We start from the raw sequence: 25,375 nt of genomic DNA on the forward strand, positions 1-25,375 counted from the left end.
TGTTTTAGCCCAAGCGCTTCAAAAACGATCATGAAACCAAGGGAAAAGTAGCAAACAGTAATCACTGAGTGCTACTTAGAGGAACGCCGATACAAACCGCTATTTGCTGTCTGCTACGGCATAAGAACGTAGGTCACTACTTACGTGTTCTTGGCTGAATGTATATGGATTATCGTCATCAGCTAACTCGAATGCATCGTAGGTGCAGTCACCGATATCATTTCTCGGACAAACATAAACATTCGAACGTTCTATCATTTCTGTGTGGCATTTCGGGCATAGGTTTTTCATGTCACTCTCCTCTGATAACTTATTGATACATTGATAATTCCATGTTCTAGAGATCCATCTCCCTCCTTTACCTAAAACAATCACTTAAACCCAACTTTGTTACACCCCAATTACTGAATCGGTGAGACAAAACCATCGGGCTTAAGAGCGACCAAACTACAGTTAATCGATTGCAAAATATTTTCAGCCGTATTACCAATGACATAGCCAGATATACCAGTCCTCGCTAAAGTACCCATGACCAACACGTCTACCTCAATACTTTCTACGTAATCTGGAATCTTTTCGTCGGGTTTTCCATGCAGGTGGTGAATCACAATTTCACCTGTAATCCCAGACTCCTCCAACAGCTGTTGCAGAGCTTGTTTATGATCGGCTTTTGCCTTGTCGAGTTCATGTTTCAACTCAGCATCATCGACTTGAATCCAAGCGTTACCATTTAGGTAGTTTTCTAAGTAATACTCCCAGCAAGAAATCACGTGTAAACGACTATCGCAGGTGTCGGCAATCGAACGCGATAATTCGAGTAAACGCACGGCTAATGAGTGCTGTTCATCGCTTGCCGTTAATGGGTCGATAGCCACAGCAACACGGCGTTTATCTCTTGGCTTATCAATTGGTCGGTGCAACCAAAGCGGACAAGGGCATTTTCGTAACAGAGTCATATCAATAGCTTTGAAACCCTCAGCACCTTCACCGAGCGGTTCAGCTTCTTTGATGATGAGATCTTTGTTATCAGCTAATGCTTCTTGAATAATACAGACAGCGGGCTTTTCACTGCTTTTCACAGTAAGAGGAAATGCGAGATCCTCTTCAGTGAGTCCCAGCTTCTGTCTGTATTCGTGAATACTTTGTTTGAGGGAGTCTTGCAGCGATTGCTCATAACTTTGCTGATACTGGATCATGTCTGTTGGGAAATCAGGACACGCTATTAGCCCTGAGACAGGCACTTTGTTGCTAGATGCAATCCTCATCGCTTGTTCGAGGGCGTCACTATGGCCTGGCAATCCTTGTGTTGCAAAAAGTATGTTTGCGAATCGTTTCATACACACCTCCTTGTTTGGTTAAATATTAACCATCCACAAAGTATAATACCTAACGGATAATTGTAACGGCTTGTGACGTTGATGAAATCAATTCTCATTAAGAGACGGATATTGCTTCATTTTGTTTTACGTCACACTCTCCTTTCTTCACAACTATCGCCTTCGACCTAAATAAATTCCGCTACCTAAAATTGAGACCAAATAAAAACCCAAATTACTCAAAGTTTTTTCTCACCTTGAGTAACTTGGGTATAAGCAATAACACACTTAGTGTCCGGATTTAAATGGATGACCTAAATTTTCACGCAACTTAGTTTAAAGATGCCATCTCAATCACGAATCGATATGCAAAGTTTTACGGCTTTAGTGACCTAAAATCGCCGTAACTCAATGTTAAGGTTGTTGTTTTGTCGGTGCCAAAGCAATTTCACGAACACATACACCTTGCGGTTGCTGATAAGCAAACAGCACTGCTCGTGCAATGTCGTCTGCTGCCAACACGCCGCCCATATCCACCTTCCAGGCGTCATAACCATCTTTAATATCTTGAGACGTTGTATGTGAAAGTAATTCCGTTTCCACTGCACCAGGTGCAATCGTCGTAACGCGAACATTCGATGACGCAACTTCTTCACGTACGTTTTCAGAAATAGCATGAACCGCAAATTTGGTACCGCAATAAGCAGCATGATCAGGGAATGTTTTCTTGCCCGCGATAGAGCTGATGTTAATGATCGTACCACTGTTACGTGCTTTCATAGGTGCTAGGACGGACTGCATGCCATTGAGCAAACCAATTACGTTCACATCAAACATGCGCTTCCACTCCGATGCTTCCTGAGTATCTATCTGACCTAGAAGCATAACGCCTGCGTTATTTACAAGTGCATCTACCGGACCATACAACGCTTCAGCTTTCTCAATTGCAGCCTCAAAAGAAGCTTTGTCGGTCACATCTACCTTTTCACAAAGCGTATTTGGTAAGTTTAATGCTTCCAAACGTTCTACACGTCTTGCTAACAAAAGAAGAGCATGGCCCTGTTCACTGAAGTGACGTGCAATCGCTTCACCAATGCCTGAACTAGCGCCTGTAATAACAATTAACTTTTTCATTTTGAATCCTTAATCGAACGGTTTACATCAGTGGCGGTAAGTTTAAGAAAACTTTGTTTGTTGATATATACCGACCTAGTTGAAACACTGTTGTTATACTGCAACAATACTTTTTTGAATTATGAAGAAATCATCATGCAAACACACATCAACCTTGCGGATATTCGCTCTTTCGTCCTAATCGCTCAACTAGGAAACTTCACGAAAGCAGCAGAGCAACTTGGCGTTTCTCGCTCACACGTTTCACGTCAAATAACAAATCTGGAGCAACAGATTGGTGTCACTTTGCTACAAAGGACCACTCGAACACTGAACCTCACCGAAGCAGGCAAGGTTCTGTATAAACAGTGTGAAACTGCCCTTCACAATATTGATCAAGCTGTTATGGCAGTGGTTGATGATGTAGAAGACTTAAGAGGTGACATTCGTATCAACTGTGTGGGGGGCTATTTAGGAGAAGACGTTGTCGCAGATATCGTTGCTCAGTTTCTAATCCAACACCCACAAGTGAGCATTAACTTAGATTTTAGTAGCCATCGTGTCGATTTAATCGCGGATGAATTCGATATCGCTTTTCGAATGGGAAAGTTAGACGACTCCAACTTTATCGCTCGCAAACTGATCGATGTGGAAATGGGGACATACGCAAGCCCAAACTATTTAGAAACATATGGCTATCCTTCGCATCCAAAGGACTTAGAAAAACACGTTTGTTTGACAGGTAGTGTGACACGGTGGGCATTTGAGAACACGAATACAAAGCAGTCAACGGAACACCAGATACGTGGACAGTTACGATGTAAGAGTGGCAGAGTAATGATAAAAGCAGCCTTGGCGGGAAATGGCATCATCCGTGTGCCAGCACTTTATTGTCAACAAGAACTCCAGACAGGCAAGCTAAAAGAAGTGTTTACCAATTGGAGCATTCCGAGTGTGGAATTTTCACTCCTTTATCATCACGACCGACATCAACCAAAACGCATCCGAGCCTTTGTTGATTTTACCACGCAATACTTTCGCAAACTGCAGAGTAAAGACAAGTAACCTGCACGTTGGTACCTGTCTATGTATGCTTTATAGGCTGAGCCTGTGAACCTGGGGTTTGTTCTAGAAAGAGTGTGAGCATTTTGACGCTTAAGGTTTGGTTTTCATAAACGTCAGAGGTGTTTGTCCAGTTTGCTTTTTGAAAAATGCAATAAAAGCACTGTCTGACGAAAACTCCAGCCAATCGGCAGCTGCGCTGACTGGCATGCCCGTTGATAACAATTCAACTGCTTTTAAAAGCCTCCACTGTTGCCGCCAATCTTGATAATTCATTCCCGTTTCCGACTTAAATAATCGTGTTACCGTCTTGGTGCTTGCCCCAACTTTGCTTGCAAGAGTAGTAAGCGAAGGAGCTAGAAATGAAGGTTCAACCAACTCTCGACGAAACGTTGTTAAGCGCCGATGCGATGGCAAAGGCAACTGAAACGAATAACGTTTCGCAGCATAAAACTCCTCCCAAAAAAGTGCCGTCGTATTTACCATCTCGCTGCTAGGCTTATCCCACTCCCAAAATGACATTTTATCAATAAGAGCTTGGAGTAAATTATTCACTTCTATCATCGTGATCTTACTCGGACAGGCAAACTCCTCACAATCAAAATACAAAGATCGGTACGCCACCACATTCGTCATTAGTGCGCGATGCGGCGTATTAGGTGGGATCCAAACCGCCTTTGTCGGTGGCAAAATACAAATCGAGTCTTCCAGAGCAAAACTCATACAACCTTGAGGTGCGTACAATAACTGCCCTTTCTTGTGCATATGCATACCTGAGTCGTGCTTTCCAATATCCGCAGCAATTCCCACTACACAATTAGAAATTTTGTCTGCATCAAATTGTGTTTTTTCGTTAATAAGCGCCATTTTGTCCGAATGTTGATGTATTTGGTTTTTATGTTGTTATTAGATCAATCATAGCCTCATTTATACTGCCCGCCAACTTCATTAACGATGGGTAACAATATGAATACTAAGCCCTCTTTATGGCTCATGCTGGTCATGTTGATGTTTCCGCAAATTGTAGAAACCATCTATAGCCCAGCGTTGAGCTCAATCGCTCTATCATTTGATGTAAACCACGCACAAGCAGCCCAAACATTGTCGATTTACTTCCTAGCTTTTGCCATTGGCGTTGTAGTTTGGGGAGTTCTCGCAGATAAACTGGGAAGAAGGCCCACCATGCTTATTGGGCTCTTTATCTATGGTTGCGCATCTTTACTCGCAACTCAAACCGAAAGCTTTGCTGTTGTCATGACCGCGCGAGCCCTAAGCGCATTTGGTATCGCGGTAGGATCCGTTGTCACACAGACCATGCTTCGTGACGCGTTTGACGGTCAAGAACTGAGTAAAGTCTTTAGCTTAATGGGGATGGGTATATCAATCAGCCCGGTAGTTGGCATGCTATTAGGCGGGCAGCTTACAGCGCTTGGTGGATACCGTTATGTGTTTTTTGCCTTGTTTTTAATCGCGTTAGTATTGCTCGCTTACAACGTTGTTAAGCTTCCTGAAACACAGAAGGAACAGACACCAGTACGGTTGCATCAACTTAGCTGGAAAATGGTAAGAGACGCGCGAATTTGGCGCTCAGGATTACTGGTTGCTTTGTATAACATTGCTCTATTTTCTTATTACCAGCTTGGCGCATTTACTTTCTCAGTACTTGGGTATAACTCCGAACAATTTGGATACAGTGGCATGGTACTGGGGTTAGGCACTCTGCTTGGGAGTTATTTAAACAAATCCCTAGTGTCTAAAAATGTTCGAAAAAGCCAACTACTTTGGCTCTCAGCAGTATTGCTTAGTTTGGGATCAGTCGGTGTGTTGATTCTGAGCCAATCAATCTGGTTTGTTGCTCCAATGGTGTTAATCGTCATGTCTTACGGGATTGCGATACCCAACATACTCAGTGATGCACTCGTTAATTATAAACAACAGGTTGGCAGCGCAGGCGCTTTATTTGGGCTCATGTACTACATCATGATCGGGACGGGATTAGCGATGGCTGGAACAGTACAAAACTTAGGTGTCGTTCTATTAGCATGTAGCTGTTTAGCGATTTTATTAGCGTTTTCTAAAAGGCAAGTTCATACCAACTTGTGACCAGATACTACGCATTGCTTGCCTAATCTTCCGAAGATTGGTCTACATCTTTTCTAACGGTTAACTAAAACGTAAAAAAAAAGCGCCTGTCGGCGCTTTTTTATAAATGTGTCATAAGGGCTAGGCGCTTGTAAAGTAAAAAATTTGACTATTTTTCAATGAAAGTACTAGGCTTATCTTTAAAAAAAAACTATGTACCTCCCTCTATCTCGAGTGATATTGTCAATTAATACTAATTTTATTCCATGAATTTTCAAGATAAAGAATGTGATTCAACTTGTAATTAACATCATAAACAAAATAATAATATTTATATTTACCACGATGCCCTTTTATATCAAATTTAACAACAGGGCTAGAGTTTATAAAATCATCCAAGGAGTAATACATGATATTTGCATAATAATCATTTAATTTATACTTTTCTATTTCCAACCCACTACCATTATCAAAGACAGACAGCTTATCTTCAGAGAAGATAAAATTATTTTCTTTATCACTTACTTTATCAATAATATTAGAGTAGTTATCCAATGCATCAACTATGTCAATGAAAAGACCACAAACTGCATTTCTATTTAGTATGCCATTCATTGGGTTTCGGCTATTATTATAAATGCAGTTTATTTTATCAACTTGACGCTCACTAAAAGTAAATATAGCGTTGACACCATTTACATTGGTTAGTTCTAATGCAGGTTGACCGTTAAACTTAATAAGATCAACACTCCTTGAATAGCCATTTTTCAGAATATCATTGTATGGTTTATCTAAAATCAATAGGTCACCATCGTCTTCTTTATAAACTGTGCTCGCATGAGCACAACCATAAATAGCTATGGAAAGCACAAATAGAAATAATTTTTTCATATCGAATCACCTAATATACTTTCAAATTCTTTTGCATAAGAAGCTATCAAATCTGCTTGATCTGAACCATTAATTATCTTTCTAGAATTTATGTAATCTGTATTTTTACCAATGTAGTCATCTAAGCTCTTACCAGTAAAAATACCTTCTTCCATCCCCCACAACATTATCATAAAAGAGTTGTGAAGCGTCATTGCCAAATCGGGAGAGTTAACAAAGTCAATGCCAAATTTATCCTTAGCTCTTTGATAATTATTTTTCCATGTTAAATGTACATATCCTCTTCCTCGATACTTAAATCCATCACCTTCTTTTAAATTACCATTTAGTTTTGCCCTTTCTCGATACTCATCTGTATCCGCCAAAACGGGATCATATTTATTAAAGTAGTCTTTGCTTCCTATTTCGGGTTTTAAGCTAAAATATTCACCACTTAAAAAGTGGTAGGCTTCATGTTGCGCCGTAGCCAACATATACGCCACTTTTCTAACATCAAACTTGTATTCATTACTAGATTCAGAATAGTATTCGTTTATAACTTTTAACAAATTCCTCAAGTTTCCCTCTGACCGAGAGCCGAAAATAAATGGTTGACGTAGCTTAGGAAACCTAAGCTTATACTGTGTTATAAAATATTCAATATCGATACTAAAACCGTAACTATGAGGCGTAAAAGGCCAATAATGCCAAAGGCTCTTATCATCGCTTAGTTGCAAATCACCATGTAAATCTTGCATCCATGAGAACTTATCTGCTCTTTCCAGTTCGAATTGCGAGAAAAGATCAAAGCTATCCATCACTTGATCGCGCCATGGGGAGTTACGGTAGTCCTCTATAGTCACAAAACCAGTGGAGCACTTAATATCTAGAGCTTCCTTTGCGGTCTGATGGATTGATTCATAAAGACTTTGTGACGACTCTGTATGCCAATCTGTAGGATGTTTCACAATAAATCGCTCAAAGTGTTTACGCTTACCGTCTAAGTATACTTTGGCATCGCGAGCAGTGAACGAGGAGAAGTCCGTTACTTGATCTTCTGTCACAGATTCAAGTAATTGCTGAATAAACGAATTACTCATATCAACGGCACCGCTACTATCGGCCCCATCGAGAACAACAAGTGGATTTTCTTCCGCATTTTTGGGAGAAATCTGTTTTTTGAAAAATTCGGGCGGCTCCTCAAAAGAGAACATCTCGATATGCACACGATTATCTTCTTTCTTAGTTCCAATTGCATCGTTACTGTACTCATGCAGTCCCATGTAACCGATATCTTCCCCAGCTGAAACCTTTATCCCCTCTCTAAATAGGAGTGGGAGTAAAGAAACCACACTACCGTCCCTAATCATTGCCGCCTTGTCCGACATCCATTTAGGTTCTGAAACTGGTTCTGATAGGACAGCAGAGGAATCTTCTAAAATGTCAAAGTCACTATTGAGACCCGAAGCAAACCAAACAATCTTGTTTAACAGTGCTTTTTCGCTACCACTTGCCGATTTACCATTCTCTACCACACGGCACTTTATCATTTTGTAGGTATTTTTGTCGATCTGGTATGGATGGGTCTCCTTCTCTTCTGCATACAGGTATTCAAGTAATGTTCCTTTAGACATCGACTGTTTTTTTTCACCAGAATTAGTAGGCACATCACTATGTTTGAAAGTGCGTACATTTCTCGCTTCTTGTAAACGGTAACGCGTGGTTATAGATGAATTGGCGCCAATATCTGAAGGTGGCGCAAGGTGCATATAAAGTGTATAGAACTTAAATACATCTTCATTATCTTCGGGGTTTACAGCCTCATGCTCGATAAGCACAAAGTTATTACTATACTTAAACTCTTGCTCTTGGTACGTTGATGTTAGGTAATCAGGATTTATGCGAAATGCCACTATTTTTCCATCAAGCATCGCTTGAATAGGTCTGAGCCCTTTCCCCCACGGTAACATTTTTGATGTTAAGTGAATGCCACTATGCCAACCGTACCCTTGTCCTATTAAATAACGACCGCTCTTAGCTTGATCAAACAATTTCGTAAAATCACTGAGCGTGTAGTAAGCGTCACCTTCTCGTTGCGCTATCGGAAAAACTGCATCCATGATTTAAATGTCCTAGTCAGAAAAGTTATCGTCAAAAGTGACAAATGATGGGCGGTTCAAGTTGTTTGACTTCGTGTACACCACCGCATTAACCCTACCTAAATTAGTAGCAAAGCTAGATTGGCTCGCTATGTTAACGGTACTCCCAAGGGCCATTGCCGATATAGAAATTAGGGTGTCATTTTTGGTTTCGAAAATTTGGCTAATGACGTCAGGAAGTGCTTGTTTGAAGTGGTTAAGTGCTTTTTTATAACCGTTTATACCCTCTTCAACAGAACTCAACGATCTTGCAGAAGCTTGGCTTTGTATGAAATCTAAACGACCGATGATTTCACTGTTTAGCTCATCGATGTATGAACAGATTTGATTGTTTATCAACGTCCATAAAACAAACTGCAAATACTTCACAGTATTCCCAGTCCCTAAAAAGCGAAGCTTCGCTAATAATTCATAGGGAGGCTCAAACACATCAGCTTGATATAAGACTCTCAATATATCGCCATTTTCGTGCACTTGCTCCAAGAGCAGTTCAACTAAAGGTTCATATTTCTCTAGCGCAGTAGTATCAGTTTGGATGTGATAAAGTGCCGAAACATAAGCATCAGAAAAGTCTTTAGAGTGATTTTGACTAATCGCATAAGGAGACGATATACGGCTTTGCTCTAACACAATGTCTTTAAAGTCATCATCACTGAAGGATGGGGACATCAATATCCCCCAGTCATTAGCAACCCCAACACGATCTTCCCAAAATGGTGAGCGGCGACCTGCGACAAACGTACAAAAATCATTCGGATCAGGGTAAGTTTCCGTCACAATATTTTCAGCTAAAGATTGGTTCGGGGTGTAAGAGTCTTGAGTTTCACTGAGCACTAACTTGCATTCTTTTAGAGCGAGACCATTAACAGATGCTTTTCCGCTAGAATCCAGCACTCCACTCCCAATGACAGCACCTGAAGGTTCGACTAAAGAAAATTGTGCATTAGAGTAAGGGAGCCCATTTGGATATTTGCATTCTATATCCAGCGTATACGTCCCTTCCTGCTCTTCAGTCACAGAAACCGATGGGTTTTGTGCGCCGCCAAGACACACAGTGTTGGCTTTGTTCATGGTCATTTGATCGGACAGGCGACATACGCCCTTACCTTCAAACTTAACCGTTGGTGAAGCTGAAATGAATTTTGCTTCGGCTTCTATCGTGCCTGAGGCAACGCCTTTTCTGTCACCGCCCGCATCGCCAGTACTTTTTGAGAACGTACTGCCCTTGATAGCGACACTGTTACCGCCATCCATAGAGACCGTCGTAGTCCCACCTGCAAGGTCTGCTGATTTAGCATTGTTGCCATAAGGGATAGGAACGACTGGCTTGCCGACCTTAGTTAAACAAACATCTGGGAGCGTTGCATTCGCTTCACCACCTGAGCCTTTATGAACTATCGAAAGTCCATTCGCACCAACTGTTACGCCCATAACCAATCCATTTGAATTTTATTGATTGAATGATAAAAGAGATCGCAAGCTGCAATCTCTCTAAATAACTAGTGAATTTCACTAAAAGACCAGTGATATTCACAATAAGCCCTAAAACTGGCAGAAGATCTCATTTTAGACCTCTGTTTATCTATACATTTCAAGCAGTTGCTGAAATTTTAAGTCTATGACGATGTAGGTTGCCGCATACATAAGCGCAAACGTCATCGCACTAAGACTCAAGGTCAGCTTGGGTGAAATTACCCTTTTTAACGGCTTCTTTAGGTATTTAGCTTTAAGGTTGATTAAAGAAACTTTTTCTTGTTCTGCTAGGCGGTCATCTCGCACTAATCGATAAATGGTGCTGCCAATTTCCGCTAACTTTTCGTTACCACGCTCTTCACGGCCATACTTGCCTTGGAAACCAAGTTGAAGCAGTAAATAGAGAAACTCTATAACGTGACGGTATTTACGAGGGTCGGCTTTTAAGCGATCGAGAATAACGAAGAACTTATCACCACCAGACGTTTCGTTGTGGAATTCAGACAGTAAGCTGTTCTGGCTCCAGTGACTATTTGCCCCCCATTCTTGTCGACAAACAGACTCATCAATCGCCGCACACAAGCAGTAACGAATAACAAGAACCGAAGCACGATCGAGCTCCATTTCATTAAGTTTTCGTTCGCCTTTTCGAATCTCACGTGCCACTTGTTCACGAAATGGCATCGGGTCATCAAGCCAAGGGATCGAAGACATACAAGACAGACTGGCGATCAACCATGAGAACTGGTCCACCAACGGGTTAATACCCATGTTATCGATAGATAGATCTTGTACTGCGATGTTTCTCGACAAGTCAGGCGCTGGCATTACCTCCATTGGTTTGCCAGGCTCTGGTTGGAATAAGACTACGGTGACGTCGGTTTCTGCGTAACTCATAGACGAACGGCCCAAAGTTGCAATGATAAGTTAGCGAAATCGCCCGCAACGTGAATCGCAATCGCAGCAGTGTTCTTCAACGCCATCCACTCTTCGCCCGTTTTATCGAGCTCGAAATAGGTGTAGCCAGCATGATACGGCAGCGCGCGTGGCACAACTGGCATTGGTTTGATCTCAATCCCAGGCAGTTGAAGGTTAATCAAGTCACGTATGTTATCGATAGAACCGATCTTCGTTTGGCTGACAAACTGGGTATGCAGAACATCCAAGGTCACGTCGGCTTTAACTGCGAGGATAAAGGTTGTCGTATCAATGATCTTATTGTCAGGGATTGCTGCCGTTCTGATGCCATAGTTCTGATCTTTTAAGGTCAGTGGAATTGCTCTTTGTTCAGACATCACGCTCAATGTCATTTTCGCACTGTCTAGGACGCGAGAAAGACAGCTAGTAAGATCACCATGATTGTACTTAGTAAACTCAATAGGTCGGCGTGTCGTTGAACACAGCGTCGAAAGCTCACCTTCTGCCTGAAGAAGAATTCGATACAAAGACTCAGGATGCACAGCTTCTGTGCTTGCGAAATGCCAAAACAAGGGTTCGTATCGGTTGAGCGCTTGCAATAGCATAAAGTCAGAAACCGATGATACGCCTTGTTGATCCACCACCCCTAATCGCTGGACTATCGATTCCGCGCGATGCTTCAACATAGAAGCAAACTCGGTCGCAAATTTACTCAGTACTGTCGACGCATGAATATCGATGCAGGTAGGAATGAAACTATCATCTAAGATCACGCTGCCATCAGGCTTCACTTCTGAGATCTTTAAGATCGGAATAGACGTGTAAGCACTCTTATCTTCATGATCGTACATTAAGCAAAAGTTAAGCTTACCGACGACGATATTTGCCATGTCTTCCGAATCATAACAAGCGTCAACCGCTTCTTGAGATTCCATCGTATAGCGCGCACCGTCTTTTTTGGTACCAAATAACTCAGAACGTTCCGATGGTAACGGACAGCACAAATAAACGACTTTATCGGCAATCGAAGGATCTACATCTTTCACTTCAGGCAGCTCAGCAAGCAACGGAAGCTCAAATGGTGTCCGGTCTTGTAAAATACCTTCAGCACGAGTAATACCGATTTTACCCAGTGCTAGTAACTGAGAGTTGATTTCTAAACGTTTAATTCCCCAATGCAAAGGCGATGCATTGGCACTCAGTAGGCTCGATAGTTTACTTTGCGAACGATCGAGTTGTTGAAAATGCTGCGGCTTCATGAACATTCCATCTTGCCAAACAACTGGATTGTATAAAGACATGTTTCTATCCCTTAAAAGTAAACCTGTTCAATGCCGCGAGTGTTATCAGAAATTAACTCACTGCCCTCTAACTTGAGCTTGATGTAGTACTCGCTCTTCTCTTCAATAACTTCCACTTTTCGCCATGACGAACCATCAATATCACGAAAAGCCACTGAAAAACCGACGGCACGAGTGTCAGGGTCTAGCGTTAGCATTTCATGAACTTTTCCACCTGGCTGTATTTGATATTCGTAACGTTTGATGTACTCATCACCCAACGACGCTTTATCGCTCTCAAACAAGGCAAAGAAATCTAAGCTTCGGAACAATACTGGCGAACTTAATTCGTGAAGACGAAGAATAACTGGAGATGACTGGCCCCCATTTCTCACATTGAGTACAGGTGATGCCTCAATAACCAATTCAATCGACGAAGTTTCTGGTGTGATACCAGTGGACTCTTTAAATTGATCCCACATGGAACAACCGGACAACATGGCAAATCCGAGTAATACGGCGATACTACGCATGGTTTCCCTTAATCACTTTGTTATAGTTTTTCTTAATCAGCCCTTTTAAGGATGTTTCATTAAGCAGGCGACGATTATTAGTGTAGAAATCTAGGTATTCGGCCCACAGCTTTGACTTAGTTGAGAACAAAGACTGGCTAGCGACCCTGTTAGCAAATGCTACGGGATCGTTCGTTTCAGACTGTTCTAAAACGAGCTCATTCAGTGCTTTGTTAAACATAACTTGGTGGTCGTTCAGCTCATCGAGCATTTGTTCAACCAGTTCATTTGGAGCCAGTAATTGCTGACTATTCAAAGTAAGCATTAGCTCTGCAATGTTCGAGTTAGCCTCACTCGCACTCTGCTCATCTTTTAACGATTCCACTTCGTGCAACTCTTTCTGTAGGTTATCAATACATAAACGCAAGCAAGTGCCCATTTGCTTGAATAACTGCGCCTCGTTTGTCATCAACTCTGGGTTTCGAATACCCAAACCATCAAAAAACGCTTGCGCTATATCTTGAGAGCAAACGGCCGCATCAGTATCGACTTGTGCTTTCGTCGTACTGTTTATCGCGTGCTCTGCCGTAGGTATTTGAAGTTGCTGATTAGTGTTAGGAGAAGGCGTAAAAGATTGGGTCATCTCTTCCCATTTTGACCCTGTGTTAGCCTGTTCTACGACCATCTCAGTAACATTATGCGTACGATGTTGTCTTTGAATCGTGCTATCTGGGGCTACCGTGCCAGGTTGCATCACCTCAGCTGAGGCAATATCGGCTCTATGTGCCTTACCGCTTTCTGGCGCTAATGCATCATTGACTGATGCGTTACTCTTGGTTTCCGCAGCCATCCAGTCTTCAGGGATTAGGCTTGGCTGATCGAATTCGGAATATATGCTGAAACTGTCATCGACCACCTGACGCGTACTTTCCACGGTTCTAGGTTGTTCAGATTCTGTACGCTCATTATCACGAATTAAGTAATCGTCATCTCGCTGCATCGAAAAGTTAAGGTGAGCAACAGGATCATGACAATCAATGTCATCCTGTTTAGTCTCCATAAACAAATCTTCTAAGGCACCGACTTTTTCTTCCTCTTCGACAACCGCATCTCCTAGACTAACCAGAGGATCGCTAGATACTCGCTCAGGAGCAATATCAGCGGCGATGTCTAGTGTTGAGGTAACGTGCTCAAGAGAAACACCAATCTCATATTGCCCTAGAGAAATGATGTCGCCATCAACTATCGCAACGGGTTGATTTTTTAGTATTTTATTCCCATTTACCATTGTGCCGTTAGTTGATACGTCACTTATATAGTAGGTATCTCCATACACGCTGAGCAAACAATGAGTGCCCGATATAAAGCGGTTGTGATCGGCTAAAGACACGCTACAGCTTGGGGAACGACCTATCGAACCACCACTTTCAGGCATTTCAATATGCTTTGCACCGGTGTATTCCTCTGGACACTTTGAGATAAATAAAACTAGCTGATTTGAGTACATTTACGAACCTCAAAAGAGCAAAGAAACTGATAGTTCAAGCCCACCAATTCCATCATTTACAACCGGAAGGATATAAGAGGCCTGCGGGATAATTTGTATATGGGCGTCAGGATTACTGCCTAACTTTATAGCAGTACCAAGGGTCACAACCGCACCTAACTCAAACTGGTCGATGTCTTCAACACTCTCATAACGATAGCCCTCTTGGTCTACTTGCCAGCGATTAGAATATTGCGAGTAACCGACAGACAAGCCCGCACCAACATATGGCGTGAAAACACTCCAAGAAGTCAACGCATATTGAGGAACAACACGAAGTTCATAGTTCGTCGCTTCTTGATATAAGCCGTTTGCTGGTGCTTCAATATCTTCTGCTAGATAGTTTAGCCCTAACCACCAACGCCAACGGTTATTGTTTTCATCAATAGGACGAGTATGAACCAAGCCGAACCTAAGCGTATCCTGCTCACCACTTTTACCTTCATCGTATTTAATGCTATCGATAGTCAACATACTGGTAGAGAGTCCATATCGCTCCCCTTTTGCCATTGCAACAGAAGAAAATAGACACATGGCTGAAATCAGCCCAATTTGACTTGGTTTTAGCATTTCGTCCCTCTAGGAAAACCGATATTCTACTTAGAGGCGAAAGATATCAATTATATTCTCTTTTTCAATAAGCCTAAAAAAACACCTATAATTTAATACATTTCAACTATCAGGTTGGTTGTTTTACCTACAAACAAAAACTAAAGAACCGACTACAGATTAAGTGACGAGACAGTAAATCTTTCTATTTAAATAGAAGTAACAGAATTTGATTGCTAATTGGACAAAACGTAATCTTCGATAACAACTTAGTTACTTTTTAATCAACGTTCTCATCTTCATATATAAGTTTCTTCTTATAAATAGACCTAACTATTGATATTAATATTATGAACAAAGATCACACTAAAAGTAATTTAATTTCTTTTAATGAATTTTTATTATCTAATCCGCTTATTTTGTCTATAGAATTGCGGCAGATGTGCACTGCTTATAATTTAATATAACAGTAGTGAAATCCTATATAACTTAATACTTCTATATGATCAGTTGGAACTTTCCTTATGTTTTTTACCGACTTCGCTCGAAGACCAATCGATGAAAATAACCCAAGCGGCTCTAATCCTAATGGTTCTGAGGATTTTGACGAAATTAAACGTCAAATAAACAACCTGAATAAAGTCACAGGGAGAGTCTCGTGGAAAACGGTTCAAACACTCTCAAAAAAGATCTTGAGTACCCAAGCGAAAGACCTACGTTGTTGCTGTTACTTTACCGTTGCATCAACCTATAACGACGGCTTAAGAGGCCTTGTTGAAGGGTTAAACTCAATACTTGATGTATGTGTCGTATATTGGTTCAACGCGTATCCAGAGCATTCAAAGTCAAAGGCACGAATGAGCGCTATTGAATGGATGGTAGAGCATACTGAAAAACGAATTAATAAGCATCGGGCGTTACCAGAAGAGCTTCCATTGATAGAGGCAGCACATCAATTATGCTTGAGGATTGAGGAAGAGCTTCGTCTTCATTACGGTATTGAAGCGCCGTCATTAGGTCGCATTCGCCGTATTTTGAATCAATGGATTGAGCAGATAAAAGAACAACAAATTGCGGCTGAGTTACGCGAGAAAAAACAAGCCAACACTAGCGCTCCTGCAGCAACGCAGAAGGCACCTGAAATTAAAGTGAATGTGTCTCCCTCTCCGGCACCGGTGTCATCACCCAACCTAAATAGCCAAGAGAAAGCATCACCGGCAAAGTCTGGTCGATTTATGATCTACTTCGTTATTGGTTTGATTGTTACTGCGATATGTTCACATTTCATGTACGAGCAACAACGTTATCGAACATTGGAACAAAAAATTAATCAAGCTTCACTTAATGAACTTGTAAATTTGGTCGCCTCGTTAGATTACGAAAATAAAAAATATGCTCAGTCATTGAAAACGCAGGCCATTAATCGTGTCGATATTATGATGAATAACTGGTTTTTAGACTCGGCAAAAGTAAGTAACGTCAGCGAGCTCGATAGCTTGACCAATGAATTAATCGCAATCTATCCGGATTCGTCTTCTGCACAGCAGCTACGTCAAAACTTTTTGACACAGAGCGCCCATTTAGAAGACCAGTTTATGGATGTTTATAAGCGATTCTCAGACGCAAGAACGGTGTTTGCCAACGTAGCTAGACAGAATGTAGATAAGAACTCTGAAAAGGCGTACGAATACAGTAACTCGTTATTCCCGCTTTTAGGTCGTATTGAATACGCTGAAAAGTATTCACAGCAAAAGGAAATTGACCGCGCAACCCTTTTACTGAACATCTACCTATATAAATTGAGTCAGCTACAAGCTGAAAAAACTGACAATAAATAACAATACAATTAAAGAAGTTTTAGGCTTATGTTCAAACAAAAACTGTTTAGAAATCCAGTGGTGATTTCTACTATATTGATGTTTTTAGTGGCTGCAATTATCACCACTATTTATCTGCTTTTTCTTGACGAAATCGATCAACTTTATCTTTGGCTGACCCTTGGTGCTATCGCCATTGTTTACGTCACTTTTCAATTCACATTATGGTTGAAGAAAAAGAACAACGCTAAAGCTCAACATTTGGAAACCGAGGAAGAAGCACTTTCTATGGTTATCCAGCCTCTTCTTGCTAACTCAGGCAAGAAACCAATTTATCTGATGCTTGGTAATAAAGGGTCAGGGCGACGTCAATTTTTATTTAATTCTAGTGCAATTAAACCGATGGATCGCACTAGAACCGCTAAGAATGACTTTTTTGAATGGTACGAATCTGACAGCGCTGTATACATCAAACCTGACCAACGCTTAGTGTTCCAGGAAGTATCAAGCAGTGATGCTTCTTTATGGAATACGTTCATTGAAGAAGTTATTCATCATCGACCTCGAAAGCCATTTTCAGGCTGTCTATTCTTCACCGATTTCGAGTTCATGATCGTCTCTGAGCCAGAGCAAAAAGAGTACACTATTTCGTCTTTATTGGCGCGCTTGAGTACCATCAACTCTAAAACGTCTTCGGCATTGCCAATCTATTTGATTATGTCAAAGCTAGACAAGTTAGATGGCTTTAAAGAATACATGCACTTTAGCTCTCTCAAGACACGTGTTGAGTTCCTCTCTATCCCACTAAAAGAAGCCAAAGGTGTATTTGCAGAGTACTACCGCGATAGCTATCGAAATCTAGTGAGAGTGCTTGAAAGTAATGCGCTAGATGCATCCGCTAATTCAACGGACATTGATGAGAAACAAGCAATACTCGCTTTTCCTAAGCAGTTTGAGCTATGTCAGTCTGAGGTCAGCTATGTGCTTGAGCGTCTATGTGATGTTAACAACGGTGTCTATTCACTAGACATCCGTGAGATTTTCTTTAGTTCGAGTCTGCAAGGCGGTCGCAAGTACAATTTACTTGCAAAAAGTTGTAGTAATTACTTCAACTTACCTATTATCGCGTCAGAGCATACTCAGTTAACAGAAACGCCTTATTTCTCTCGCTTTCTGATTGATTCACAAATATTGCCGGAAAGCGACTTTGCGGGCGAAAACAAGACGTATCTTCGTCTAATTCAGAGACAAAGCCGTTTGGCAATACTCGGCTCTATTATCCTGCTTACTGGGGGCAGTTACTTCTTTTTCACGACATTAGACAGTAACTTACATGTGATGAATCAACTCTTGAGTATCGATGACAAATCGCAAGTGGAGCAAGATGCAAGATTCAATGAGCTTTTAGCGAAGGCGACGAAAGCAATAGAGCCTTCTTATGGGGCGTGGCTTAAAGGCTCTAAGGCTTTGGATGAAGAGATATTACCACTCAACATTAGCCGTTTGGATCAAAGCACTCGCATCGCTTACGAAGCATTACTTAAGGACGTTGCTCAACAGTTGATACCTCTCATTGAGAAAGGTTACCGTCTACAACTGACGCAAAATCAAAACACTTTTACACGCGCTTTACCTCTATTGAAGGGGTATCTAATGCTAAACGATCCAACAAAGCGTGATATCCGTTTTTTGCGTCATCAAACTCTCCAAATGATGAACGACTTGAGCAACCAAAGTGACGTCGTCAATCAGGCGATGCGCTATTTGGACGCTTACTTTCGCACGCAGTTTGAGCCAATTGATATCAATATGGATCTTGTTCGCGCAACACGTCGCTCATTGCTAGCAAATTCGAATGTTGATCTCGTTTATGCAGGCATTTTAAACGAAGCAAATTCGATTGATTTAGGAACCCTAGATCTGCAACGAGCTGTGGGTTTTGAGTTTAGCAATGTATTCAACACACCAATCGATAGTGAACGCTTGATCGTAGATAAGATCTATACCTCCACTGGTTTTAGCACTTTTTATCGACCACGCGTGGACCTAATGTCACAACAAGTCATCAGTGACAACTGGGTTTTAGGTCTGTCACAACACGTTATTCCTACTAGTGAAGAACAAGAAGCCTTCAAAGAGGAAGTACGTAAAAAATATACTGACGACTACATCAGTAATTGGCGCAATGCGCTGAGTGAACTAAAAGTCCAGAACTATGACAATGTCGGCGACCTAACGAACGCGATAGACTTAATCTCGGGCCCTTCTTCACCAATGACAACCGTACTGAAGCAGGTCTATGCCAACACACAATTTTCACCCGTTGGTGAAAAAAATGCTCTGATTTCAAAGCTAGACCCGAAACTCGTGGCAGCGGCAGACTCCGCATCAGACGCAGTAGAGGAAGTAGTTAAGCCTGATTACTTGTTGATGAAACGTGTTGAACAAGCTTTTCACTTATTAAACCAACTTCAGGTCAGTGAAACACCAAACTCCCCTACTCCTTGGGATGAGACCGTAGCAGCGTTAAGCCGTGTTCGCACGTATATGAAAGACATTGCTGATGCACCTGACCCGCAAATGGCGGCGCTAGCGGCAGCTCAGCATCGAATGAACAGCAGTGAAGCTGACCCATTAATAAAACTTAAACAGATTGCCCAAAAATCACCGGAACCCGTTCGTAGCTGGTTGTTAGATGTGGTTCAACAAAGCTGGTCAGTCATGATTAAAGAGTCCGCTAAAGGCATTCAAACCCAATGGTACAGCGAGATTTACACCAAGTTTAAAGAGATAGGGCTAGGACGATACCCATTTGATCTAACAGCGACCGAGGAAATCTCAATTGAAGATTTTGAATTACTGTTTGCTTCCGGTGGTTTGTTAGACACATTTATTCAGAAAAATTTTGCACCGTTCTACGATACCAATTTGTGGACGCCAAAACAGGTGGATGGCGAGACGATGCCAATCTCTCCGGCTCTGTTAGTGCAACTGCGTAACTATAACGTTATTCGAGACACATTAATTAATAAAAGCACTAACCGCGTTCATATTCCGTTTAGTGCAAGAGTACTCGATCTTGATTCTAGTGCGATTAGAGCGAGCTTAAAAATTGCAGATACCAATATAAGTTACTACCACGGTCCAAGCCGCATTCGTGAAATGGCATGGCCACCGCAAAATGGTGACTTCAATATTAGTATCACACTCCAGGATGTAACCGATGAAGGCAGACAGCACGTTTTAAATAAGAGTGGTCAATGGGCGATATACAGATTGCTAGGTGACTCGACCTTGACAAACACTCATAACGGCAGCTTTGTCAGTGACATAAAAGTGTCAGGGAGGGACTTGAGCTTACGCATCACTCCGTTGACACAGAAAAACCCATTCACTCTTGCTGAGCTGTATAACTTTACGCTCCCAGAGTCGATTTAATAACAATATAAAAACAAAATAGGCAGAACACATGATTTCAAACATGACTTTACAAGGTTTAGATAAATTAGATCGAAAAATACTTTCAAGTCTATTGTCGAATGGGCGAGAGTCGATTGCGAATCTATCTCGAAACATTGGTTTGTCTCGAACAGCAGTAGCAGAAAGAATTAATCGTTTAGAAAAGACCGGTATTATCAAAGGCTATACCGCACAGATTCGTGTAGAAAATGAAGGGCGAAAAGCCGCTAGTTATCTACTGATCTCTTGTGAAAAGGGTAAGAAGAATGATGTAACGAATGCACTTAAAGAAATCCCTGAGGTTCGCTTAACGAGCGTTGTTGGTGGCAACTTTGATATTATTGCCCTAATTGAAGCGCCCGACCTGCAGTCTATTCATCATCTTTGTAATGAAATTGAATCATTTAACGGCATTCAAAGGCTTGATACTACCGTTGTACTGCACCAGCCGATCAGTCGTTAAGCTTTTCTGACCTCTTCGAGGAAAACATAAAGGGCCGCTCGTTGAGCGGCTTTCTTATATGCTTCCGATAAGTCGAATTTTGGCGTCTTTATCACCTGGGTTACCAAGCCAGAACGTTTGACCTAGTTGGTTCCCTTCTCCATTACCCAGTTTGTTTTCTGGAATACTGTCTAGGTTAACTGTCAACTTTAGGTCCCACGACATTGGGTCACGCAGAATAAAGCGCATCAAGCCCACCAGCGTCTTATGTAACTCACCATCGTAGGAAAACTGCTTAAACGTTTCAAAATCAATGTTGTCGATACACAAGTTAAACTTGCCGTTCAAATCCGCAATGCTTTGTCCCAAGTGTAAGCTTTGCCCCAATACACAATTGGAACGATTGAGTTTGTTACGCTGGCTTTCAGCGATTTCTACGCGTCTATAAACCCATTCTTCGATTCGCACATTCGGCAGTGAAAAGTAGTGCGAAACAATACCGGAAATAAGCTTAGGTGAACGTGTACGCGTAGATAACTGGTTCACGTAAGACAGAACTTTCGCTCGATCTAACTCCGCGACTTCACAATCTTGCATAACGCTAGAGAGACCAGCCAAATGCAGTATGCGCCCAGAAAACGCATCGCTTGCCCCGCTTTTGTACTGCACGTGATATCGGTATTTCTTCCAAACACGATACAGTAAGCTTGTATAGCGGTTGTGGAAAAAGTCGAAGAAATCCTTCACTGGGTTATCATCGGCATCACGACCGACGAGTTTCTCAGTGTAAGACGCTGGCAGGGGCGAGCTTGAACCATGCAAGCCAAGAAAGTTCGTCTCAATACGTGAATATTGCTTTCCGTTTCTTTCCATATGAGTAATAAAATCCATATCACTCTTTGGAAAGCACAGGTTTGGCGACACGCTGAACTCAATTCGCTCTTGATGGAAGTATTTGTTCTCGCCCACGGCAACAAAATTTGAGTTTGGCTCCAGCTGGTAGTGTTTCTCTAACAGCAACACCGCTTGGTAGAAACTAAACTCATTCGACTTATCAGAAAGTGTGTTAATCATAGTATCGTCTGCTGCCCGATTAGGCTTGCCCAGTTGTAAACCTCGCCCGTCGCTTCATCGAACACCTCTAGTTCGGTAAAGGAGTTCACACTCGAATACAAACGGATAAATTCATTCAATACCGTGGCCATAAGGAACATATCGCCTTCATTTACGAAGAACTTAGAGTCCGTCACGAGCTTGAATTGGTTACCACGCACAGATACACCACGAAATACGCGATCGATTGGTTTCATCTCTGAAGAAATAATGCCATCAAGTCGATGAATCGACGCGCGGTGGGCTTGTCTATCAACACGAGAATGGAAGTCGTAAGTCGAGAGCAACACTTTCAACACATCGATATTCGCTAAAGACAAGTAGTTGAGCGACATATTGGCAATCAGCTGCCATTGAAGTTCACCATTAACCTGAGGACTTACTGACTGTGTTGGCTTAGTAATGTTTTTAAACGTCGCATACGTTGGCGACTTGTGCGTCGCGTACGTGATATCTCCTACTGACAGGCGCTCCGCTAAGTCCGCGTTACTGCATTGCAGTTTCATCAATACTGTTTCAGTCCCTAAATCCGCGATGTCGCCATTGTGAGTATGGAATGAGATATAGCGCTCTAACCCTCTTCCGCTTACTCGCTCACCTACTTTGGATTTGTAGAACTCTCGCTTATCACGTTGGTTGATTTGGTGCTCAAACGACTCAAATTCGATTAATGGTTTACGACGGCGTTCGTCCTTACTCCAACTCTCCACTTGCTCAATGGAATAAACCTCGTAATGCTCTTGAGTGTTACTTTGTGGACGCACCTTGTACTCGTTTCGTCGATGCTCTAAACGGATTGGATCGCCGTCTTTTTCAAACAAGTTAACCGCAGGTGTGCAGTGCAACCTTAAGTGTTTATCTTTAAGTACCACTTCTGAAGGCAAAGCTCGCTTAAAGTGGAATTTGATTTTGACCGTGCTGCGTTGCGGAATGCCTTTTAGCCACTCTAAGCCTTTAATGTCGAAGAACATGAACTTATCTGGCAAAGAGAAGAATTCTTGCAGCAAACGGTAGCCTGCAAAGGAGTTTTTGCTGTAAGGCAGCAGCGCCTCGTCCTCTTCATGCCCGACTGGCTTAACGTACTCTGGCCCTAAACGATGTTTGTAGCCACCACCAACATCCAACTCGACGTAATCTAGATAACGGAACAGCCATAAGAAGACAGTGCGAGTAATATGAATCTCACCATGCAGGTGCAAACGCAACGTATCTAAACCGATACGAGACAGTTCCAGGCCATGCTCCGTCGATAACGTCACATCAATCATCGAGCTGGTGCGGCTGTTAGTTTGTTCAATGTTAGTAATCGTAATTGGGTATAGATTGACGTCATAACAAGTACGGAACAAACACTGCGTGCCTTCTACCTGCTCGCTGGCCATTTCCGCACCACGTTTCACCACGGTTTTCTCAGTAACACTTCCGGTATGCGGTTTTAGTTCGCTAATACACAAAGACGGAATCGAACGCATGTAATGTGGCCACAGCAAAGTCATCAGAGATTGCGTTAGCTCAGGAAGTTCATCGTCAATCTTTTCGCGGATGCGTCCGGTCAAAAAAGCAAAACCCTCCAGCAATCGTTCGACATCTGGATCAAAAGTTCCTTCAGAGAGAAAGTGAGTTAACTTCGGATGATATTTGGCAAACTCACTACCCGACTCGCGTAAATACGTGAGTTCATCTTGAAAGTATTTACTGTTACTCAAGTGGCACCTACTAAACGTTAAATTGGCCGTCGGTTCCCATGTAGACATCGATCGACATTGGGACTTTACCGCCGTTATGGGAAACTTCGCCGCGAATACCAAAGCCGAGTTGTAATGGATTATGGTGGTCTTCACGGTAATGAACCTCGACATTCAGCAGTCGGGGCTCAAAGCGTTCTATGGTTGACGTGATGTTTTTTTGAATATGGCGAACGAGGTTTGTGTTGTTAGAAAGTACGTCGTTAAAATCTGGCAGACCATACTCATTGTCGATCATTGCGTTGCCGGAGTGCGTATTCAACAAGTCAGCAAGATGCGAGTGAATGGATTCAATCAAATGCTTATGAGACACCACTTTCTCGTAGCAGTTTTTTGGTTCTCCTAGCTCGATCCGCTCTAAAAGACGGTAACCTTTTTCCATGTGCGGTCCTACGAAAAAAGCAGCCAGTCTTCACTGGCTGCTTGATGGTTTCAGTAATGGGTTATTGGTCTAGCTTACCAACTAGAGACAAGTCGAAGCTTGCGCCCATGTACTTGAAGTGAGGACGTACAGACATCGATACTTTGTACCAGCCTGGATCGCCTTCTACGTCAGATACTTCAACCTTCGCAGCACGAAGCGGACGGCGACCACGAACTTCCGCTGGCGGGTTCTCTTGGTCAGAAACGTATTGACGAATCCACTTGTTCAGTTCGATTTCTAGGTCAGAACGCTCTTTCCAAGAACCAATTTGCTCACGCTGTAGCACTTTGATGTAGTGCGCTAAACGGTTGATAATGAACATGTAAGGAAGCTGAGTACCTAACTTGTAGTTCATCTCAGCTTGTTTGCCTTCCGGCGTATTCGCAAACACTTTTGGTTTTTGAACAGAGTTTGCAGAGAAGAACGCCGCGTTGTCAGAACCTTTACGCATGGTTAGCGCAATGAAGCCTTCTTCCGCTAGCTCGTACTCACGACGGTCAGAAACCAGGATCTCGGTTGGGATCTTAGTCTCGATTTGACCCATAGCTTCAAAGTTGTAAACCGGTAGATCTTGTACAGTACCACCGCTTTGAGGACCAATAATGTTCGGACACCAACGGTACTTAGCAAATGATTCACTGATCTTAGACGCCATCGCGTACGCTGAGTTACCCCATAGGTAATTATCATGGCTGTCTGTCACTTGCTCATCGTAGTCAAACGCCTTGATTGGGTTATCTTCAACAGAGTAAGGCGTACGTAGCATAAAGCGAGACGTACATAGACCTAGGTAACGTGCATCTTCGTGCTCACGCAGACCACGCCATTTCGCGTACTGTGGACCTTCAAATACAGACTTCAGATCTTTTAGGTTTGGCAGCTCTTCGTAGCTGTCTAGGCCAAAGAATTTAGCCGATGCAGACGTGATGAATGGTGCGTGAGACATTGCACCTACGTTCGCCATGTATTCCATCAGTTTGATGTCAGGCGACGAGGCAGACATAGCGTAATCACAAATGACGGCGCCAACAGGTTTACCACCGAACTGGCCGTATTCACGTGTGTAGATTTGCTTGTACAGGCCAGACTTCACCACCTCTGGAGCGTCTTCGAAGTCATCAAGAACTTCGTCTTTCTTCGCAGAGATCAGTTCGATTTGAATGTTCTCGCGGAAGTCAGTGTGATCAACCAGGTACTTAAGGCCACGCCACGTTGATTCAATCGCTTGAACTTCTTCGTTATGAAGAATTGCATCAACTTGCTTAGACAATTTTTGGTCGATTTCAGAGATCATCAGATCAACCAGAGATTGGTCGACTTTCTCTGTGTTCGAACTGCTTAGTAGCTCACTGATGAATGCTTCTACGCCTCGTTTTGCAACGTCAAAACCTTCATCACTTGGCTTTAAACGTGTTTCGTTAAGAATGCTATCCAGAAGTGAGCCTGATTCAACTAAGGCTGCTTCTTGTTCTGGCGCTTGTGCTTCTGCAGACAT

The 25,375-nt window shown here is 42.3% G+C and carries 21 protein-coding genes; 5 read left to right on the forward strand and 16 right to left on the reverse strand.

Translation table 11 applies throughout. The features are described 5' to 3' along the window. Positions 1–99: 99 nt before the first annotated feature. From NL626_RS08460 to NL626_RS08470, 3 genes are all read right to left on the reverse strand, one after another. Entirely contained in the window at positions 100–291 is a 192-nt protein-coding gene (locus NL626_RS08460; protein WP_005373328.1) for a hypothetical protein, read from the reverse strand. Positions 292–401: 110 nt separating this feature from the next. Then, positions 402–1,337 carry a universal stress protein gene (locus NL626_RS08465; protein ID WP_054574676.1) on the reverse strand — a complete coding sequence of 312 codons (936 nt, stop codon included), beginning with the start codon at positions 1,335–1,337 and terminating at the stop codon, positions 402–404. 393 nt (positions 1,338–1,730) lie between these two features. Further along, positions 1,731–2,450: an SDR family oxidoreductase gene (locus tag NL626_RS08470; protein WP_005373333.1), complete on the reverse strand. Its 720-nt coding sequence runs from the start codon at positions 2,448–2,450 to the stop codon at positions 1,731–1,733. Between the two features lie 135 nt (positions 2,451–2,585). On the opposite strand from NL626_RS08470, the gene NL626_RS08475 reads away from it, so the two are divergent. Further along, entirely contained in the window at positions 2,586–3,494 is a 909-nt protein-coding gene (locus tag NL626_RS08475) for a LysR family transcriptional regulator (RefSeq protein ID WP_005373334.1), read from the forward strand. A 90-nt stretch (positions 3,495–3,584) separates the two neighbouring features. Here the strand turns inward: NL626_RS08475 and NL626_RS08480 are convergent, their stop codons facing one another. Continuing rightward, positions 3,585–4,358, reverse strand: a complete 774-nt coding sequence (locus tag NL626_RS08480) for a helix-turn-helix domain-containing protein (RefSeq protein WP_137282732.1) — start codon at positions 4,356–4,358, stop codon at positions 3,585–3,587. 99 nt (positions 4,359–4,457) lie between these two features. Between NL626_RS08480 and NL626_RS08485 the strand changes: the two genes are divergently transcribed. Next, complete coding sequence (locus tag NL626_RS08485) at positions 4,458–5,594, forward strand: multidrug effflux MFS transporter (protein WP_253657224.1); 1,137 nt, start codon at positions 4,458–4,460, stop codon at positions 5,592–5,594. 222 nt (positions 5,595–5,816) lie between these two features. Here NL626_RS08485 and NL626_RS08490 read toward each other — a convergent pair whose 3' ends face one another. The 8 genes from NL626_RS08490 to NL626_RS08525 form a co-directional block, all read right to left on the reverse strand. Continuing rightward, complete coding sequence (locus NL626_RS08490) at positions 5,817–6,464, reverse strand: hypothetical protein (protein WP_213871394.1); 648 nt, start codon at positions 6,462–6,464, stop codon at positions 5,817–5,819. After that, entirely contained in the window at positions 6,461–8,563 is a 2,103-nt protein-coding gene (locus NL626_RS08495; RefSeq protein WP_253657225.1) for a hypothetical protein, read from the reverse strand. The genes NL626_RS08490 and NL626_RS08495 overlap by 4 nt, the downstream gene beginning before the upstream one ends. Positions 8,564–8,575: 12 nt before the next feature. Continuing rightward, positions 8,576–10,033, reverse strand: coding sequence for a DUF4150 domain-containing protein (locus NL626_RS08500; RefSeq protein WP_253657226.1), 1,458 nt, complete (start codon positions 10,031–10,033; stop codon positions 8,576–8,578). Positions 10,034–10,180: 147 nt separating this feature from the next. After that, entirely contained in the window at positions 10,181–10,972 is a 792-nt protein-coding gene (gene icmH, locus NL626_RS08505; protein WP_005386120.1) for a type IVB secretion system protein IcmH/DotU, read from the reverse strand. After that, on the reverse strand, positions 10,969–12,294 hold the full coding sequence (gene tssK, locus NL626_RS08510; protein WP_005373357.1) for a type VI secretion system baseplate subunit TssK: 1,326 nt from the start codon (positions 12,292–12,294) through the stop codon (positions 10,969–10,971). The genes icmH and tssK overlap by 4 nt, the downstream gene beginning before the upstream one ends. Before the next feature lie 11 nt (positions 12,295–12,305). Further along, positions 12,306–12,806, reverse strand: a complete 501-nt coding sequence (tssJ, locus tag NL626_RS08515; protein WP_005386118.1) for a type VI secretion system lipoprotein TssJ — start codon at positions 12,804–12,806, stop codon at positions 12,306–12,308. Further along, complete coding sequence (locus NL626_RS08520; RefSeq protein WP_222712083.1) at positions 12,799–14,292, reverse strand: type VI secretion system-associated FHA domain protein; 1,494 nt, start codon at positions 14,290–14,292, stop codon at positions 12,799–12,801. The genes tssJ and NL626_RS08520 overlap by 8 nt, the downstream gene beginning before the upstream one ends. 9 nt (positions 14,293–14,301) lie before the next feature. Continuing rightward, entirely contained in the window at positions 14,302–14,901 is a 600-nt protein-coding gene (locus NL626_RS08525) for a hypothetical protein (protein WP_017633753.1), read from the reverse strand. A 503-nt stretch (positions 14,902–15,404) separates the two neighbouring features. On the opposite strand from NL626_RS08525, the gene NL626_RS08530 reads away from it, so the two are divergent. Genes NL626_RS08530 through NL626_RS08540 form a run of 3 tightly spaced genes read left to right on the forward strand, consistent with a single transcriptional unit; the run spans position 15,405 to position 20,619 of the window. Continuing rightward, the gene (locus tag NL626_RS08530; protein ID WP_005386112.1) at positions 15,405–16,718 is read left to right on the forward strand and encodes a type VI secretion system ImpA family N-terminal domain-containing protein; all 1,314 of its coding nucleotides are present in this window, start codon (positions 15,405–15,407) and stop codon (positions 16,716–16,718) included. Between the two features lie 27 nt (positions 16,719–16,745). Beyond that, the gene (tssM, locus tag NL626_RS08535) at positions 16,746–20,135 is read left to right on the forward strand and encodes a type VI secretion system membrane subunit TssM (RefSeq protein ID WP_253657227.1); all 3,390 of its coding nucleotides are present in this window, start codon (positions 16,746–16,748) and stop codon (positions 20,133–20,135) included. 31 nt (positions 20,136–20,166) lie between these two features. Beyond that, positions 20,167–20,619 carry an Lrp/AsnC family transcriptional regulator gene (locus tag NL626_RS08540; RefSeq protein ID WP_005373369.1) on the forward strand — a complete coding sequence of 151 codons (453 nt, stop codon included), beginning with the start codon at positions 20,167–20,169 and terminating at the stop codon, positions 20,617–20,619. Between the two features lie 54 nt (positions 20,620–20,673). Here the strand turns inward: NL626_RS08540 and tssG are convergent, their stop codons facing one another. The 4 genes from tssG to tssC form a co-directional block, all read right to left on the reverse strand. Continuing rightward, the gene (tssG, locus tag NL626_RS08545; protein ID WP_253657228.1) at positions 20,674–21,672 is read right to left on the reverse strand and encodes a type VI secretion system baseplate subunit TssG; all 999 of its coding nucleotides are present in this window, start codon (positions 21,670–21,672) and stop codon (positions 20,674–20,676) included. Then, positions 21,669–23,417, reverse strand: coding sequence for a type VI secretion system baseplate subunit TssF (gene tssF / locus NL626_RS08550; RefSeq protein ID WP_017633756.1), 1,749 nt, complete (start codon positions 23,415–23,417; stop codon positions 21,669–21,671). Before tssF ends, tssG begins: the two co-directional genes overlap by 4 nt. Before the next feature lie 10 nt (positions 23,418–23,427). Further along, positions 23,428–23,838: a type VI secretion system baseplate subunit TssE gene (gene tssE / locus NL626_RS08555; protein WP_005373376.1), complete on the reverse strand. Its 411-nt coding sequence runs from the start codon at positions 23,836–23,838 to the stop codon at positions 23,428–23,430. A 61-nt stretch (positions 23,839–23,899) separates the two neighbouring features. Then, the gene (tssC, locus tag NL626_RS08560) at positions 23,900–25,375 is read right to left on the reverse strand and encodes a type VI secretion system contractile sheath large subunit (protein ID WP_005373378.1); all 1,476 of its coding nucleotides are present in this window, start codon (positions 25,373–25,375) and stop codon (positions 23,900–23,902) included.

It is taken from the genome of Vibrio sp. Y58_MX_L22 (assembly GCF_024181865.1).
GTDB lineage: Bacteria > Pseudomonadota > Gammaproteobacteria > Enterobacterales > Vibrionaceae > Vibrio > Vibrio alginolyticus.

Bases quoted from the DNA above. Each gene is read 5' to 3' on its own strand.
- NL626_RS08480 (WP_137282732.1), bottom strand. From the start codon at position 4,358: ATGGCGCTTATTAACGAAAAAACACAATTTGATGCAGACAAAATTTCT.
- tssG (WP_253657228.1), bottom strand. From the start codon at position 21,672: ATGATTAACACACTTTCTGATAAGTCGAATGAGTTTAGTTTCTACCAA.
- NL626_RS08490 (WP_213871394.1), bottom strand. From the start codon at position 6,464: ATGAAAAAATTATTTCTATTTGTGCTTTCCATAGCTATTTATGGTTGT.
- NL626_RS08495 (WP_253657225.1), bottom strand. From the start codon at position 8,563: ATGGATGCAGTTTTTCCGATAGCGCAACGAGAAGGTGACGCTTACTAC.
- NL626_RS08475 (WP_005373334.1), top strand. From the start codon at position 2,586: ATGCAAACACACATCAACCTTGCGGATATTCGCTCTTTCGTCCTAATC.
- NL626_RS08540 (WP_005373369.1), top strand. From the start codon at position 20,167: ATGATTTCAAACATGACTTTACAAGGTTTAGATAAATTAGATCGAAAA.
- icmH (WP_005386120.1), bottom strand. From the start codon at position 10,972: ATGAGTTACGCAGAAACCGACGTCACCGTAGTCTTATTCCAACCAGAG.
- tssC (WP_005373378.1), bottom strand. From the start codon at position 25,375: ATGTCTGCAGAAGCACAAGCGCCAGAACAAGAAGCAGCCTTAGTTGAA.
- NL626_RS08470 (WP_005373333.1), bottom strand. From the start codon at position 2,450: ATGAAAAAGTTAATTGTTATTACAGGCGCTAGTTCAGGCATTGGTGAA.
- tssK (WP_005373357.1), bottom strand. From the start codon at position 12,294: ATGTCTTTATACAATCCAGTTGTTTGGCAAGATGGAATGTTCATGAAG.
- NL626_RS08465 (WP_054574676.1), bottom strand. From the start codon at position 1,337: ATGAAACGATTCGCAAACATACTTTTTGCAACACAAGGATTGCCAGGC.
- tssJ (WP_005386118.1), bottom strand. From the start codon at position 12,806: ATGCGTAGTATCGCCGTATTACTCGGATTTGCCATGTTGTCCGGTTGT.
- NL626_RS08500 (WP_253657226.1), bottom strand. From the start codon at position 10,033: ATGGGCGTAACAGTTGGTGCGAATGGACTTTCGATAGTTCATAAAGGC.
- NL626_RS08485 (WP_253657224.1), top strand. From the start codon at position 4,458: ATGAATACTAAGCCCTCTTTATGGCTCATGCTGGTCATGTTGATGTTT.
- NL626_RS08530 (WP_005386112.1), top strand. From the start codon at position 15,405: ATGTTTTTTACCGACTTCGCTCGAAGACCAATCGATGAAAATAACCCA.
- tssE (WP_005373376.1), bottom strand. From the start codon at position 23,838: ATGGAAAAAGGTTACCGTCTTTTAGAGCGGATCGAGCTAGGAGAACCA.
- NL626_RS08460 (WP_005373328.1), bottom strand. From the start codon at position 291: ATGAAAAACCTATGCCCGAAATGCCACACAGAAATGATAGAACGTTCG.
- NL626_RS08520 (WP_222712083.1), bottom strand. From the start codon at position 14,292: ATGTACTCAAATCAGCTAGTTTTATTTATCTCAAAGTGTCCAGAGGAA.
- tssM (WP_253657227.1), top strand. From the start codon at position 16,746: ATGTTCAAACAAAAACTGTTTAGAAATCCAGTGGTGATTTCTACTATA.
- NL626_RS08525 (WP_017633753.1), bottom strand. From the start codon at position 14,901: ATGCTAAAACCAAGTCAAATTGGGCTGATTTCAGCCATGTGTCTATTT.